Origin of the sequence: Stenotrophomonas maltophilia, from assembly GCF_023518235.1 — a bacterium.
In the GTDB taxonomy this organism is placed as follows: domain Bacteria; phylum Pseudomonadota; class Gammaproteobacteria; order Xanthomonadales; family Xanthomonadaceae; genus Stenotrophomonas.
The window spans coordinates 3,945,192-3,960,197 of sequence record NZ_CP090423.1 but is presented as its reverse complement, the minus strand read 5'-3'; the positions used below and the strand labels follow the sequence as shown (position 1 = coordinate 3,960,197).

Here is a 15,006-nt window from a genome sequence, read left to right as displayed (position 1 = left end):
AGGCGTTACAGCTCCTCGACCACCACGTTGCGGTTGGTGTATATGCAGATGTCGCCGGCGATGCCGATCGCTTCGCTGGCGATGGTGCGTGCATCCAGTTCGGTGTGCGCCATCAGCGCGCGGGCGGCCGACAGGGCATACGAACCACCGGAACCGATGGCGATGATGCCGTCCTCCGGCTCGATCACATCGCCGGTGCCGCTGATGATCAGCGAGGTTTCCTTGTCGGCTACCGCCAGCAGGGCTTCGAGCTTGCCCAGGCGGCGCTCGGTGCGCCAATCCTTGGCCAGTTCGACTGCGGCACGCTGCAGCTGGCCGTGCTTTTCCAGCTTGGCCTCGAACAGCTCGAACAGGGTGAAGGCATCGGCGGCGGCGCCGGCAAAGCCGGCCAGCACCTGGCCGTCACGGCCAAGGCGGCGCACCTTGCGCGCATTGCCCTTCATCACGGTGTGGCCCAGCGTGACCTGGCCGTCGCCGGCAATGGCCACGTGCTCGCCGCGACGGACGCAGACGATGGTGGTGGCGTGGAAAACGTTGGGGTTCTGACTGGGGTCCATGATGCCTCCGGGGTGACAGAACCAGAGGTGGGGACTGCCCTGCGCCCTTCAAGCCACCTGCGACCGGCTGCCGCAGGGGCAACGTTCAGCTTTCTCCGCTGCCCTCGTTGCTTTTGCGGCGCTTGGCGCGCGGGTGCGCGGCGTCGTAGACCTTGGCCAGGTGCTGGAAATCGAGATGGGTATAGATCTGGGTGGTGGCGATGTCGGCGTGGCCGAGCAGCTCCTGCACGCCGCGCAGATCACCGGACGATTCCAGGATATGGCTGGCAAAACTGTGCCGCAGCATGTGCGGGTGCACGTGCTTGAACAGGCCCTGGCGCTGCGCCAGTTGGCGGATGCGGATCTGCACCGCGCGCTGGCTGATCGGCCCGTTGCGGCCGGGGAACACCGGCGAGGCCGGGCCACCGCCACTTTCCGCACGCCACGCCTGCAGCGCCTCGCGCGCCGGCCGCCCGAACGGTACGCGGCGCTGGCGGTTGCCCTTGCCCATCACGTTGACCAGGCCACCGGCGAAATCCAGGTCGCGCCAGGTCAGCGCGCAGACTTCGCTCAGACGCAGGCCGGAGGAATAGAACAGTTCCAGCAGCGCGCGGTCACGGCGGCCGAGCTCACCTTCCGGTTCCAGCTCGACCAGCTGCACGGCTTCGTCGGCATCGAGCACCTGCGGCAAACGGCGCGGTGCGCGCGGTGCCTTCAGCGTCGCGGCCGGACTCACTTCGATGCGGCCATGCTTGAGCAGCCACGCATAGAAGCTTCGGCAGGCCGACAAACGGCGTTGAAGGCTCTTGGCCGACAGACCGCGCCGGTGCTCATCGGCCACGAACTGGCGCAACGCGTCGGCGTCCAGTGCCTCCACCGCCACGCCACGCGGCTCGGCCCACAGCGACAGCGCCTCCAGGTCGCGGCGGTAGGCGTCGAGCGTATGTGCCGACATCCGCCGTTCCACCTGCAGGTGCTGCAGGAAGGCCTGTACCGCGCTCATCGCCGTCGGGTCCTGCTCAGCCCGCGAAGCGCTTCAGGCCAGTGGCCAGGGAGTCGCCCATCATGCGCAGGAACAAGGTGCCCATGCCCGGATAGAAGCGGTTCGGGTCGTGGCTGCCGACCGCGATCAGGCCGACGCCCGGCAGCGGCAGCAGTGCGGTGGTCTGCACTTCCTCGCTGCGCACGCCGTACAGCACCGTGTTCTTTTCCGCCTGCAGGCGGCCGCAGATCGGCTCACCGTCCTTCAGGCAATCGCGGAAAGGCGCCAGCTGCGGATCATCGGCGGCAATCACCTGCAGCCAATCGGCCTGTTCCAGCCCGGCCACCGGCGCGTGCACCACCAGCCGCACCAGGTCACCGGCGAAGTCTTCCTGCAGCGAGGCGGCCATCGCGCGCAGGGTGTCGGCGGCGTTGTCCTGCTTCATCAGCGCCAGGGTCAGCTGATGCGTGCGCACCGCCAGCCGCTCGTTGACCTGGGCGGTCGCGCCCAGGTCGGCCAACCGTCGTGCCAGCTCGCGGTTCTTCTCGCGCAGCACTTCCAGCTGGTAGCTGGCCAGCGACGCGGTCGGGCCGTCATCGCGTGGCACCACCAGGGTCAATGCGAGGTCCGGGAACTGCTTGAGGAACCCCGGATGACGCCGCAACCAGGCAGCGACTTCGTGGGCACCGAGCTTGTCGACGGTTTCGGTCATGCGATCCACTCCCCTTCGAAGACGAATGCGGTCGGGCCGGCCATCACCACCGGCTGCCCATCGCCCGGCCACTGGATGCGCAGGTCGCCACCGGGCAGGCTGATGCGTGCATCGCGCTGCAAGCGGCCGCGCTGCATCAGGGTCACCGCAGCGGCGCAGGCGCCACTGCCACAGGCCAGAGTTTCGCCGACACCGCGCTCGAACACGCGCAGGCGCGCATGTTCCGGGCCCATCACCTGGGCAAAGCCCACATTCACCGAGCGCGGGAACGACGCATGCTGCTGCAGCAGCGCTCCGACGCGCTCGACCGGTGCAGCGTCGATCAGGCCCACCTCGATCACCGCATGCGGGTTGCCCATCGACACCGCGGCGAAGCGCACGCTCTCGCCCTGCAGCGGCAGCAGGTATTCCTCGCGCGCATGGGCGAAGCCCATCAACGGCACATTGGCCGGCTCGAACGCGGGCACACCCATGGTCACCGCGAACTGCCCCCCGCCCAGCACCTTCACTTCATGGCTGGCCAGCGGACTGTCGATGACGAAGGCATCGCCCTGTGCACTGCCCTCGCGCACCAGCCAGGCGGCGATGCAGCGCGCGCCGTTGCCGCACTGTTCGGAATTGGAGCCATCGGCATTCCAGATGCGGTAGGAGGCGACCGAGCCCTCCGCGCGCGGCGCTTCAATGGTCAGGATCTGGTCGCAGCCCACACCGGTATGGCGGTCGGCCAGGCGCGCGGCCAGTTCCGGCGTCGGCGGCGGGGTGCCGTCGCGCAGGTCGATCACTACGAAATCATTGCCTGCGCCGTGCATCTTGCTGAAGCGCAGGGCCGTGGAACCGCTCTTACTCATTCCCGCCGCCCGCCTTCTTCGCCGGCGCCGGCGTCGGTTGCGGTGCCGGCTCCGCGGTCGTAGCCGGGGTGCTGGTGCCTTCGGTCTGCGCCGGGGGCGCCTCGGTGGCGGGCTCGGCCGCCGGTTCAACGGCTTCTTCCACCGGCACCGGCTTCTGCGGCAGTACCAGCGGACCCTTGTTGCCGCAGGCGGCAAGGAACAGCAGCGAGGCCGCTGCCAGCGGAATCAGGAGGACATTTCGATGGGGGATCTTCATGCCCCGAGTATAGCCATTGGTGGCTGAGCGGTTGGTGCAGGGGATCGGGTTGCCAGCCAGCGGCCGGCACTACCGCTCCGGCGGCGGCAGCGGCCGGGTCCACAGCCAGATCGCCACCACCGTCATGCTGCTGATCGAGAACCACTTCACCCAGGCAATCGGCACGCACCACAGCATGATGCCGGCGCACACGGCCATGGTGATCGTGGCCATCCACTTGCCGTAGCGGCTGACCGCGCCATGCGCCTGCCAGTTGGCGATGGCCGGGCCGAAGCGCGGATGCTGCAGCAGCCAGTTGTGCAGTCGTTCGGAACCACGCGAGGCGGCCCAGGCCGAGATAAGGATGAATACGGTGGTGGGAAGGCCCGGCACGAAGATGCCGACGATGCCGGTGCCCAGGCTGACGTAGGCCAGCAGCCACCAGGCCCAGCGGAAACGCACCACGCGCGGCGGCGTGGCGGCATCGCGGGTGACGGGATCAGGTGGGCTCATGGCCGCAAGGATACCGGTTCAGGGTGCCAGGCAGTGCCCGGCACCCTGTCGCCATCACGGCTGGGCGATGCCCAGCTGCTGCAGCACGAACGCATACGACTCGGACAACTCGCGGTAGCGCTGGAAGCGCCCGGACTTGCCGCCGTGACCGGCTTCCATGTTGGTGCGGAACAGGATCGGGTAATGGCCGGTGTTGTCGTCACGCAGCTTGGCCACCCACTTGGCCGGCTCCCAGTACTGCACCTGCGAATCCCACAGGCCGGTGCCCACGAACAGTGCCGGGTAGGCCTGCTTCTTTACGTTGTCGTAGGGCGAGTAGGACAGCATGTAGTCGTAGTACGGCTTCTGTTCCGGGTTGCCCCACTCGTCGTACTCGTTGGTGGTCAGCGGAATGGTGGGGTCGAGCATGGTAGTGACCACATCGACGAACGGTACCTGCGCCACCATCACCCGGTAATCCTGCGGCGCCTGGTTGGCCACCGCGCCCATCAACAGGCCACCGGCGCTGCCGCCGGACGCAGCGACGCGGTCCTTCGCCGCCCAGCCCTGCGCCACCAGGCCACGGGTGACGTCGATGAAGTCGTTGAAGGTGTTCTGCTTGTGCAGCAGCTTGCCGTTCTCGTACCAGTCACGGCCCATTTCCTGGCCACCGCGGATATGCGCGATGGCATACACCACGCCGCGGTCGAGCAGGCTCACCGCAGTCTGGTTGAAATACGGGTCCATCGACATGCCGTAGCTGCCATAGGCGTACTGGAACAGCGCGCCCTTGCCATCCTTCTGGTAGCCCTTGCGGTAGACCAGCGACACCGGCACCTTCACGCCATCGCGCGCGGTGATCCAGACGCGGTCGGTTTCGTACTTGCTGGCGTCATAGCCGATCACCGGCTGCACCTTCAGCTGGCGGCGCTCGCCGGTGGCGGTATTCAGTTCGAACACCGTGGTCGGGGTGGTCATCGAGGTATAGACGTAGCGCAGCCACGGCGTATCGGCCTCGGTGTTGTCGCCCAGGCCCATCGAGTACGCCGGCTCATCGGCCTTCACGTAGTCGCTGCGGCCGTCCTTGAACAGCAGGCGGATGCGTTCCAGGCCTTCGGAACGTTCGGCGATGGCGGTGTAGTTGTCGAACAGCTCGAAGCCTTCGATGAACACTGCATTGTCGTGCGCGATCCAGTCCTTCCATTGCGCGCGCGAGGTCGCGTCGGTCGGTGCGGTGACCAGCTTGAAGTTCTTCGCACCGTCGTTGGTACGGATCACCCAGCGGCCATCGTAGTGGTCGGCGTCGTACTCCACATCGCGCTGGCGCGGCGCCAGCACGGTGAACGTGGTCGGGTCGCTGGCCGGCGCATAGCGCTCTTCCGAAGACACCGTGCTGTGTACGCCGATGGTGATGAAGCGATCGTCGCGGGTGCGGCCGATGCCCATGTAGAAGCTGTCGTCCTTCTCTTCGTAGACGACGGTGTCAGCGCTGGCCGGGGTGCCCAGCACGTGCTTCTTGACGCGCACGGTCAGCAGCGTTTCCGGGTCGTTTTCCACGTACAGCACGGTGCGGTTGTCGTCGGCCCAGACCAGGTCGCCGGAACTGCCGGTGATCACATCGGGCAGCACCTGACCGCTGCGCAGGTCCTTGAAGCGGATCGTGTACTGGCGGCGGCCAACGTCATCATCGGCCCAGGCCAGCAGCTGGTTGTCCTGGCTGACTTCCATCGAGCCGACGTTGAAATAGCCCTTGCCGGCGGCCATCGCGTTGACGTCCAGCAGGATCTCTTCGGCCGCGTCCATGCTGCCCTTGCGGCGCGCGTGGATCGGGTAGTCCTGGCCGGTCTCGAAGCGGCTGTAGTACCAGTAACCGCGCTCACGCGCCGGCACGCTGGAATCGTCCTGCTTGATGCGGCCGACGATCTCCTTGTACAGCGTGTCCTCCAGCGGCTTGAGCGGCGCCAGCAGCTGGTCGGCGTAGGCATTCTCGGCCTGCAGGTAGGCCAGCATGTCCTTGTTCTCGCGCTTGTCGTCGCGCAGCCAGTAGTAGTCGTCGTTACGGGTCGCACCGAACGGCGCCTTGACCACATGCGGGTGCTTGGCGGCATCCGGCGGAACGGGCGGCGTGGCGGCGGTAGCGGTCGTGGTCATCAGGCTCGCGAGCAACAGGCAGAGGAGGGATTTCATGAAATAAGGCTCCAGGCGCATCAATGCAATGGTCTTCGACGGGGTCAGATCCCTTTTCCCGAAGAGGGATCTGACCCCAATCGCGGCCAAGCGGCAACCCTGCGGATCGTCATGGGTCATGCCGACCGGCGTACCATGGGCTGCATGAGTACCCTGCCCCACACGCCGGGCTACAGCCGGCGCAGCCATGAAATCGCCCCGTTCCACGTGATGTCACTGCTGGCCCGCGCGCAGGCGCTGGAACAGGCCGGCCACGATGTGATCCACCTGGAAATCGGTGAACCGGACTTCACCACCGCCGAACCCATCGTGCGCGCCGGCCAGGCTGCACTGGCCGCCGGCCATACCCGCTACACCGCCGCACGCGGGCTGCCGGCCCTGCGCCAGGCCATCAGCGGCTTCTATCGCAGCCACTACGGGCTGGACATCGACCCCGAACGCATCCTGGTCACCCCCGGCGGCTCCGGCGCGCTGCTGCTGGCCAGCAGCCTGCTGGTCGATCCCGGCCGCCACTGGCTGCTGGCCGACCCCGGCTACCCCTGCAACCGCCACTTCCTGCGCCTGGTCGAAGGCGGCGCGCAGCTGGTGCCGGTCGGGCCGGAGACGGCCTATCAACTCACTCCGTCGCTGATCGAACAGCACTGGAACGCCGACAGCGTGGGCGCGCTGGTGGCCTCGCCGGCCAACCCGACCGGCACCGTGCTGTCGGCCGACGAACTGGCGACCTTGTCGCAGACGCTGCACGCGCGCGGCGGCCACCTGGTGGTGGACGAGATCTATCACGGCCTGACCTATGGCCTGGATGCGCCCAGCGTGCTGCAGGTGGATGACAGCGCGTTCGTGCTGAACAGCTTCTCCAAGTACTTCGGCATGACCGGCTGGCGGCTGGGTTGGTTGGTGGCACCGCCGGCGGCCGTGCCCGACCTGGAGAAACTGGCGCAGAACCTGTACATCAGCGCATCGAGCATTGCCCAGCATGCGGCGCTGGCGTGTTTCAGCGAAGAAGCGATGGCGATCTTTGAACAGCGCCGCGAAGCGTTCCGGCAGCGCCGCGATTTCCTGCTGCCCGCGTTGCGCGAGCTGGGATTCCGCATCGAGGTGGAACCGCAGGGTGCGTTCTATCTTTACGCCGATGTCAGCGCCTTCACCGACGACGCGCAGGCATTCTGCGCGCACTTCCTGGAAACCGAGCACGTGGCGTTCACCCCGGGCCTGGATTTCGGCTTCCATCGTGCGAACCAGCATGTGCGGTTGGCGTATACGCAGGAAGTGCCTCGGTTGCAGGAGGCGGTGGCGCGGATTGCGCGCGGGTTGAAGCATTTCCGGTAGCGCCGGCAACGAAAAACGCCGCCCTGGGGCGGCGTTTTCCGTTCTGCTTACTTACCGCCGAGGCGTTCCCACAGGAAGCTGTAGGCCAGCGCCGACATGTGTGCGGCCTGCGCGTTGTTGGCTGCACCGCCGTGACCGCCTTCGATGTTCTCGTAGTAGGTCACGTCCTTGCCGGCGTCGATCATCTTCGCCGCCATCTTGCGGGCATGGCCCGGGTGCACGCGGTCATCGCGGGTGGAGGTGGTGAACAGCACCGGCGGGTAGTTCTTCTTCGCATCGAACAGGTGGTACGGCGAGAAGGTCTTGATGAAGTTCCAGTCGCTGGTGTCCGGATTGCCGTACTCGGCCATCCACGAGGCGCCGGCCAGCAGGTGGCTGTAGCGCTTCATGTCCAGCAGCGGCACCTGCACCACCACCGCACCGAACAGTTCCGGGTACTGGGTGAGCATGTTGCCAGTCAGCAGGCCACCGTTGCTGCCGCCCTGCACGCCCAGGTGCTTGGCGGTGGTGATCTTGCGCTTGACCAGATCGCGTGCCACCGCGGCCATGTCTTCATAGGCCTTGTGGCGGTTCTGCTTCAGCGCCGCCTGGTGCCAGCGCGGGCCATACTCGCCACCGCCGCGGATGTTGGCGACCACGTACACGCCGCCCTTGTCCAGCCAGGCGCGGCCCATGCCACCGGAATAGCTCGGGGTCAGCGAGATCTCGAAGCCACCGTAGCCGTACAGCAGGGTCGGGTTGGAACCATCGAGCTTCATCGCCTTGTCGTGCACCACGAAGTACGGCACGCGGGTGCCATCCTTGCTGGTGGCGAAGTGCTGCTCGATCACCTTGCCCTTGGCATCGAAGAAGGCCGGCATGGTCTTCAGCGTTTCCGGTGCCTGGCCGATCTCGGCCAGCGCCAGCGTGGTCGGGGTCAGGTAATCGGTGGCGGTCAGCCACACCGCGTCGCTGTCATTGCTGTCCACCGCCGCCACGCCCAGCGTGCCGAAGGCCGGCGCGCCAACGAAGCGGCTGGTCTGCCAGCCATTGGCGCCCGGGGTCAGCACCGACAAGCGGTTCTTGACGTCGTCCAGCACGTTCAGCACCAGGTGGCTCCTGGTCCAGGTGGCGCTGGCCAGCGAGGTGGTCGCGGTCGGCGTGAACAGCACCTCGAAGTCGCGCTTGCCGGCCAGGAAGTCGTCCAGCCTGGTCGCCAGCAGCGAGCCGGACGCGTAGGTCTTGCCGCCGACGGTCCACGGATCACGCAGTTCCAGGGTCAGCCACTGCTTGTGCAGGCCCTTCTCGGCCGAGTTCGGCGCGTCGATCTTGGTCAGCGTGCCATCGTCGCCGCGCAGGTAGAGCTCGTTGTTGTAGAAGGCCAGGGTACGGCTGACAAGGTTGCGCTCGAAGCCCGGGGTGTCATCGTGCATCGCCGCGATGTACATGTCTTCCGGCTTGCCTTCATAGACCACGCTGGCCGAGGCCAGCGGCGTGCCGCGCTTCCACAGCTTGGCCACGCGCGGGTAGCCGGAGGTGGTCATCGAGCCGGCACCGAAGTCGGTGTAGACGAACACCGTGTCGCGATCGATCCAGTTCAGGCCACCCTTCGATTCCGGACGGAAGAAGCCATCCTTGATCCAGGTCTTGTTGGCCAGATCGAACTCGCGGGTGACGTCGGCATCGGCACCACCGCGCGACAGCGCGATCAGGCAGCGGCTGTAGTCCGGGCGCAGGCAGTCGGCACCGTGCCAGACCCAGTTCTCACCCTCGGCCTTGTTCAGCGCGTCCAGGTCGAGCACGGTTTCCCACTGCGGCGAGGCCTTGCGGTACTCGGCCAGCGTGGTGCGGCGCCACAGGCCGCGCTCGTGCTGCTGGTCCTTCCAGAAGTTGTAGTAGTAATCGCCGATCTTCTGCACGCCGGGAATCTTGGCGTCGGAGTCGAGCACTTCGCGGATGCTGGTCTCCATCTGCTTGAAGGCCGGGGTCTGCGCCAGGCGCGCCTCGGACTTGGCGTTCTGCTCCTTGACCCAGGACAGCGGCTTGTCGCCGGTGACGTCCTCCAGCCAGGCGTAGCGATCGGTGTCTTCAGCGGCCACGGCGGTTCCCACCGAGGCAGCGGTCATCATGCCGGCCAGCAGGCAGGCGGAAGCGAGTCGTGACATTGCAGCTCCAGGCAGTCATAAGCCGTGGAACGCTAGCACGGAACGTCGCCGCATCCCCTGTGTCGAAGGTCAGGCCGTGGCCGTCGAGCCACGGCGGACACGGGCCGCGCCACGGCCAGGGCGACGCGCCTGTCCACCGGTACGCCGCGCCAGCCGCAGCCACCCCGGGCGCGGCAATGGAAAGCGCAACAGCGCCCACCACGCCACCAGCGGCATGCCCACCAGCCACATCGGCAGCCAGCCGAGCCAGTCGCTGCTGCCACGCGCGGCCGGCCAGACCAGTACCAGGGCCACGCCGGCCAAGGCCACCTGCTGAACGCTGCGCAGCAGGCGTGGGTCGACGCGCTGGCTGACGCGTTCAGTTGCAGGGCGACGAGCGGAACGTGCGGTCATGAGCCTTCTCCGGTAGACAATGCAACACAGCTTGGGCATGTCCCTTCTCACAGGTTGCGACACCATTGACGGATCCCGCACGCACAGTCGACCATGCTCGGGCAAAGCCCATCCGAGCCCGCTCCCGCATGACTTCGATCCGCCCGTTCTGCGCCGTGTTGCTGGCCCTGTCCCTGGCGGCACCCGCCATGGCCGCCAGTGAGCCGCCGTCGCCCCGTACCAGCACCCCGGGTGCGGCTGCCCTGGATGCGCCGATCGACCTCAAGCGGTTCATGGGCACCTGGTATGTGATCGGCCGCGTGCCCAACTTCATCGAACGTGGCCATGTGGCCAGCGTCAACGAATACGAACTGCGCGACACCCACAAGGTCGGCATCACCTACCGCTACCGCGATGGCTTCGGTGAACCGCTGCAGGAAGTGCGCGCCCGCGCCAGCGTCGATCCGGACAGCGGCAACCACGGCTGGCGCACCTGGTTCTACCGTGTCGTGCCGACCCATTCGCGGGTGCTGGAAGTCGCGCCGGACTATTCCTGGGCGCTGATCGGCTACCCGGGCCGTGAGATGGCCTGGATCTTCTCGCGCACCCCGGACATGGACAAGGCGCTGTACAAGGAGCTGGCCGAACGCCTGCGCGACGAGTACGGCGTGAACACCGACAAGCTCAAGCGCGTGCCGCAGCACCCCGAGCAGGTCGGCAAGCTGGGTTACGAAGTGCCGAACGTGCGCTGACAAGGCGCCCGCCGGGCATGGCCCGGCGCTACCGTATCCGCGCGATCATTCTGGTGGCGCCGGGCCATGCCCGGCGGAAACACCGGTTACTTGCGGCTGTAATGCGCGACCAGCCGGTCGCCGAGCATCTGCAGCAGCTGCACCAGCACCAGCAGCAGCACCACGGTGACCAGCGCCACGTCGGTATGCGAACGCTGGTAGCCATCGCGGAAGGCCAGATCGCCCAGACCACCGGAACCGATCGCACCGCCCATCGCGGTGAAGCCGATCAGCGCCACGGTGGTGACCGTCGCACCGGCAATCAGGCCCGGACGCGCTTCCGGCAACAGCACGCGGGTGACCAGCTGCCAGGTGGTGGCGCCCATTGCCTGGGTGGCTTCGATCACGCCACGGTCCACTTCGCGCAGCGCGGTCTCCACCAGCCGCGCGTAGAACGGCGCGGCACCAATGACCAGCGGCACGATCGCGCCGCGAACACCCAGCGAAGTTCCCATCAGCAACAGGGTGACCGGGATCAGCACGATCATCAGGATGATGAAGGGCACCGAGCGCAGCAGGTTCACCACCAGCGCCAGTACGCCATAGGCGAACGGCCGGCGCTTCATCTGCGGCGCGCCGAACAGGTACAGCAGCACGCCCAGCGGCAGGCCGATGGCCAGGGTCAGCGGCAGTGAACCGAGCAGCATCAGCAGGGTGTCGATAGTGGCCTGGCCGATGTCGGCCCACTTGCCCGCATCCAGATGGCGGAAGAAACCACCGGCAGTGGCGATGATCATCGACGCAGTTCCTCAACGTGCACGCCGGCAGCCACGAACGCGGCCTGCGCGGCGGACTGGTCACCGCCCACCAGGGCGACCACCAGCTGGCCATACGGGGTGTCCTTGATCCGGTCGATACGGCCGGACAGGATGTTGTAGTCGACGCCGGTCTGCCGCGCGACGCTGCCGAGCAACGGCTCGTAAGTGTCGGAGCCGAGGAAGGTCAGGCGCACGATGCGCCCGCCGACCACATCGAAATCACGGTGCAGCGCACCTTCATCGACATGCTCCGATTCGCTGACGAAACGGCGCGTGGTCGCATGCTGCGGATGCAGGAACACCCGGGTGACCGGCCCGGTCTCGACCATCTGCCCGGCGTCGAGCACGGCCACACGGTCGCAGACACGGCGGATCACATCCATCTCGTGGGTGATCAGCACGATGGTCAGGCCCAGTTCGCGGTTGATCTTCGACAGCAGCGACAGAACCGAGGCGGTGGTCTGCGGGTCCAGCGCGCTGGTGGCCTCGTCGCACAACAGGATCTGCGGGCGCGTGGCCAGTGCGCGGGCGATGCCGACGCGCTGCTTCTGGCCACCGGACAGCTGCGCCGGGTACTTCTGCGCATGCGCTTCCAGGCCGACGGTCTGCAGCAGCTCGGCCACGCGCGCGTCGATCTCCGCCTTCGGCGTGCCGGCCAGTTCCAGCGGGAAGGCCACGTTGCCGGCCACCGTGCGCGAGGACAGCAGATTGAAGTGCTGGAAGATCATGCCGATGCGCCGGCGCAGCGCGCGCAGGCCATCGGCGTCCAATGCGGTGACATCCTCGCCGCCGATCAGCAGCCGGCCGCCGCTGGGTTCTTCCAGGCGGTTGATCATGCGGATCAGGGTCGACTTGCCCGCGCCGGAATGGCCGATGATGCCGAACACCTCGCCGGCCTCGATGGTCAGGTCCAGCGGTTGCAGCGCGCTGACTGCGCGGCCGGCAACGGCATAGGATTTGTGCAGGCGCTGGAACTCGATCACGGGCGTGGCTCACCGGCTGGGTGACGGAAGGGGGCGTGCAGCCTACCAGCGCCGGCGCTCGCGCGCCCGCGCCATGGGCCAGAATGTTATTCCTTTTGGTTCTAAGGCGCCCGTAACGCCTCGCGCCCGGTAGTGCCGGCCGCTGGCCGGCAACGACAGCGGTCACTGCGGCGCAAGGAGTTGCCGGCCAGCGGCCGGCACTACCCCGGGTTCAGGGATGATCCAGTGGCTTCGGCGGTTCCTGCCGGTTGACCCGTTCGCGGTGCAGCAGGTACAGGCCCGAAGCCACGATAATGGCGGCGCCGACCCAGGTGTAGCCATCCGGCAACTGGCCCCAGAAGGCCAGATCCCAGCCGATCACCCACACAAGGCCGCTGTACTCCAGCGGCGCGATCATCGACGCCTCGCCCAGCTGGAAGGCCTTGGTCAGGGCGATCTGGCCCAATGCCCCGGCCAGGCCCATGCCGGCGATCAGCGGCGCGTGTGCCAGCTGCAGCGGCACCCAGCCGGGAAGGGACAGCAGTCCGGCACCGAGGGCCATGATCACCAGGAACCAGACCACCATCGACTGCGAGGTATCGGTGCGGGTCAGCAGGCTGACCGTGATCGCGGCCACGGCGTAGGCAGTGGCCGCGGCCAGCACCATCAGGCCCGGCACCGAGATGAAACCGTCCACGCCTGGCCGCAGCACCACCAGCACGCCGATCAGGCCGATACCGATGGCCACCCAGCGCCGCGGCCCCACCCGCTCACCCAGCAGCGGCACCGACAGCGCGGCGATCAGCAGCGGCGCGACGAAATAGATGGTGTAGGCGGTGGACAGCGGCAGGTCGCGCAGGGCGAACACGAAGCAGCCGATCATCGCCATGCCCAGCGCGCCGCGCAGCAGGTGCAGGCCCCAACGCCGCGGCACCAGCGAGCGCGGCCCGGCGCTGGCCAGCACCCAGACCAGCACGAACGGCAGCGAGGCCGCACCACGCAGGAAGGTCACTTCCAGGGTGGGATAACTGGCCGACAGCTGCTTCATGCCGGCGTCCATCAGCGAGAAGCAGGCGACCGCCGCGACCATCCAGGCCACCGCGCGCGAGGGGGAGCGTTGCACGTTCATGGCTCATTATCGCGCACCGCACCCGGTCCGGGCATGCCCACCCTCAAGTTCCCGGCATCTCGGCCGAACTGGGTATCGACTTGCCAATGAGCGCCATGGATGAAGCTCTACGAAAACGTGGTCATCGGAAACTTCCTGTTCGCGCTCGGTTTCCATACCCATCGCGTCGCCCCCGCCAGCGGCACATTACCGGTGATGATCAACCTGCTGCAGCAGACGCCCGAAGACAAGAACCTTGGCGATGTCCTGCTTCAGCTCCCTGGCACAGTACGCCTGCTGGAGTTCAAGGCGCGCAGCGGGCGCAAGCGCAAGGAGCGGCAGCGGCAGGCCCAGCTGGCAACGGCGCTGTCCGGCGACAACCAGCATCTTGAAGCCGTTTCGCGCGCAATCCATTGGTACCTCGAATCAGACATAAAGCCGGGCTCGGGCTCACCGTCGTTGGCCAAGTGCCTGTTCGTTGCCTACCTGGACGCCTTCAACAAGGCCAAGGCCGCACACACGTCGCTGGAAGACATCGCCTCGGCGATGGCCGACGAAGGGGCAGATCCGGCAGCGGCGATTGAACCGTCCCTCGTCGGCAACTATCTGTCGCTGGTCAGGTTGACCGTGGGTAACGGTGAAACCGGAGCGGGAGGCATCGTCATCAACTGCAGTGCCAATGGCCTTGCGTTCGCCGAGCTGACGGACGTCGCCGATCTCAAGCTTTCGCACAGGGCGTGGATTCAGAAATGCGAGATTGAACGGGGGAGAGCGCTTTCCATGGTGCACGAGCATGACCAGCAGAAACAGGAACAGAAACAGAAACAGATCGCCATTCCCTCTCAGGAAGCAGGCCGTTGAGCATGAATAGCGTGGATAAAGCCGTCGAGGCGTTCGAGCACCGGTCGCAGGCCAACCTCACCGCGATCAACAACATCGTCGACGCCGCCAGAGGACAGCAGAAGAAGGCTCTTGAACTGCTCACCTCGCTGAGCGCTGCGGAGCAGCGGATCAGCGAGCACACCCGACGGGTGGAGGCTGCAGTCAAAAACACTGTCAGCGCGCTTGATCACAAGGTCAACACGACCGTCGCCGCACTTGCCGCGCAGAAGCTCACCGAGGCGGATGAGCAGCTGGTTGCATCAACGCTGAAGCTGACAGAGGCCGCTGACCGCCTGCGCACAATGCTGAGGGGCACCCTGGTGGCGCTCGTCATCGTGGTCGTCCTCGTTGCCGTTGCCTTCGTCGTGCTGATCCCCGGCAAAGCCGAGATCGACCAGCGCCGTGCTGAACTGTCGAAGCTGGACAACGAAATCGCAGTGAAGGAAGCGCTGGTCCAGGCGACCATCAGCCGGTGCGACGGAAGGCCCTGCATCCGCGTCCGCCCGGGGCCGGACTACACGCGCACATCGCCGGATCAGCGTGAAGAAGCCTTCAGGGTGATCTGGCTGGGCGACACCCGATAGCCGCAGCCCCATGCTGCGGCCTGCCACGCCCGGTTTCAGCGTGCTCGGATACAATCGGCACAGTCCACCTGCCAGGGAAATCCC

The 15,006-nt window shown here is 66.7% G+C and carries 16 protein-coding genes; 4 read left to right on the top strand and 12 right to left on the bottom strand.

Annotated elements, in window-relative coordinates:
• Positions 1–5: 5 nt before the first annotated feature.
• The 7 genes from hslV to LZ605_RS18460 all read right to left on the bottom strand — a co-directional run bounded on the left by hslV (position 6) and on the right by LZ605_RS18460 (position 5,992).
• Complete coding sequence (gene hslV, locus LZ605_RS18490; RefSeq protein ID WP_005411093.1) at positions 6–557, bottom strand: ATP-dependent protease subunit HslV; 552 nt, start codon at positions 555–557, stop codon at positions 6–8.
• An 85-nt stretch (positions 558–642) separates the two neighbouring features.
• Entirely contained in the window at positions 643–1,539 is an 897-nt protein-coding gene (xerC, locus tag LZ605_RS18485) for a tyrosine recombinase XerC (protein ID WP_249842810.1), read from the bottom strand.
• 16 nt (positions 1,540–1,555) lie between these two features.
• Positions 1,556–2,230, bottom strand: coding sequence for a DUF484 family protein (locus LZ605_RS18480; protein WP_249842809.1), 675 nt, complete (start codon positions 2,228–2,230; stop codon positions 1,556–1,558).
• On the bottom strand, positions 2,227–3,078 hold the full coding sequence (dapF, locus tag LZ605_RS18475; RefSeq protein WP_249842808.1) for a diaminopimelate epimerase: 852 nt from the start codon (positions 3,076–3,078) through the stop codon (positions 2,227–2,229). Before dapF ends, LZ605_RS18480 begins: the two co-directional genes overlap by 4 nt.
• Entirely contained in the window at positions 3,071–3,334 is a 264-nt protein-coding gene (gene lptM / locus LZ605_RS18470) for an LPS translocon maturation chaperone LptM (protein ID WP_249842807.1), read from the bottom strand. The genes dapF and lptM overlap by 8 nt, the downstream gene beginning before the upstream one ends.
• A gap of 69 nt (positions 3,335–3,403) precedes the next feature.
• The gene (locus LZ605_RS18465; RefSeq protein ID WP_249842806.1) at positions 3,404–3,826 is read right to left on the bottom strand and encodes a YbaN family protein; all 423 of its coding nucleotides are present in this window, start codon (positions 3,824–3,826) and stop codon (positions 3,404–3,406) included.
• A 54-nt stretch (positions 3,827–3,880) separates the two neighbouring features.
• On the bottom strand, positions 3,881–5,992 hold the full coding sequence (locus LZ605_RS18460) for a S9 family peptidase (RefSeq protein WP_249842805.1): 2,112 nt from the start codon (positions 5,990–5,992) through the stop codon (positions 3,881–3,883).
• A 144-nt stretch (positions 5,993–6,136) separates the two neighbouring features.
• Between LZ605_RS18460 and LZ605_RS18455 the strand changes: the two genes are divergently transcribed.
• On the top strand, positions 6,137–7,321 hold the full coding sequence (locus LZ605_RS18455) for a pyridoxal phosphate-dependent aminotransferase (RefSeq protein WP_249842804.1): 1,185 nt from the start codon (positions 6,137–6,139) through the stop codon (positions 7,319–7,321).
• Between the two features lie 47 nt (positions 7,322–7,368).
• On the opposite strand, the gene LZ605_RS18450 is transcribed toward LZ605_RS18455, so the two are convergent.
• Positions 7,369–9,465 carry a prolyl oligopeptidase family serine peptidase gene (locus tag LZ605_RS18450; RefSeq protein WP_249842803.1) on the bottom strand — a complete coding sequence of 699 codons (2,097 nt, stop codon included), beginning with the start codon at positions 9,463–9,465 and terminating at the stop codon, positions 7,369–7,371.
• Positions 9,466–9,534: 69 nt separating this feature from the next.
• A complete protein-coding gene (locus LZ605_RS18445) occupies positions 9,535–9,858 on the bottom strand; it encodes a hypothetical protein (protein ID WP_249842802.1) in 324 nt (107 codons plus the stop codon).
• 128 nt (positions 9,859–9,986) lie between these two features.
• On the opposite strand from LZ605_RS18445, the gene LZ605_RS18440 reads away from it, so the two are divergent.
• The gene (locus tag LZ605_RS18440) at positions 9,987–10,589 is read left to right on the top strand and encodes a lipocalin family protein (RefSeq protein WP_249842801.1); all 603 of its coding nucleotides are present in this window, start codon (positions 9,987–9,989) and stop codon (positions 10,587–10,589) included.
• A gap of 86 nt (positions 10,590–10,675) precedes the next feature.
• Here the strand turns inward: LZ605_RS18440 and LZ605_RS18435 are convergent, their stop codons facing one another.
• The 3 genes from LZ605_RS18435 to LZ605_RS18425 form a co-directional block, all read right to left on the bottom strand.
• Positions 10,676–11,365 carry a methionine ABC transporter permease gene (locus LZ605_RS18435; RefSeq protein WP_249842800.1) on the bottom strand — a complete coding sequence of 230 codons (690 nt, stop codon included), beginning with the start codon at positions 11,363–11,365 and terminating at the stop codon, positions 10,676–10,678.
• On the bottom strand, positions 11,362–12,369 hold the full coding sequence (locus LZ605_RS18430) for a methionine ABC transporter ATP-binding protein (RefSeq protein ID WP_249842799.1): 1,008 nt from the start codon (positions 12,367–12,369) through the stop codon (positions 11,362–11,364). The genes LZ605_RS18435 and LZ605_RS18430 overlap by 4 nt, the downstream gene beginning before the upstream one ends.
• Before the next feature lie 211 nt (positions 12,370–12,580).
• Complete coding sequence (locus LZ605_RS18425; protein WP_249842798.1) at positions 12,581–13,477, bottom strand: DMT family transporter; 897 nt, start codon at positions 13,475–13,477, stop codon at positions 12,581–12,583.
• Between the two features lie 99 nt (positions 13,478–13,576).
• Here LZ605_RS18425 and LZ605_RS18420 point away from each other — a divergent pair, with 99 nt between their 5' ends.
• Both LZ605_RS18420 and LZ605_RS18415 read left to right on the top strand, forming a co-directional pair.
• Positions 13,577–14,317 (top strand): hypothetical protein, encoded by a 741-nt coding sequence (locus LZ605_RS18420; protein WP_249842797.1) that lies wholly within the window; start codon positions 13,577–13,579, stop codon positions 14,315–14,317.
• A 2-nt stretch (positions 14,318–14,319) separates the two neighbouring features.
• Positions 14,320–14,922 (top strand): hypothetical protein, encoded by a 603-nt coding sequence (locus tag LZ605_RS18415; protein WP_249842796.1) that lies wholly within the window; start codon positions 14,320–14,322, stop codon positions 14,920–14,922.
• The last annotated feature ends 84 nt before the right edge of the window (positions 14,923–15,006 follow it).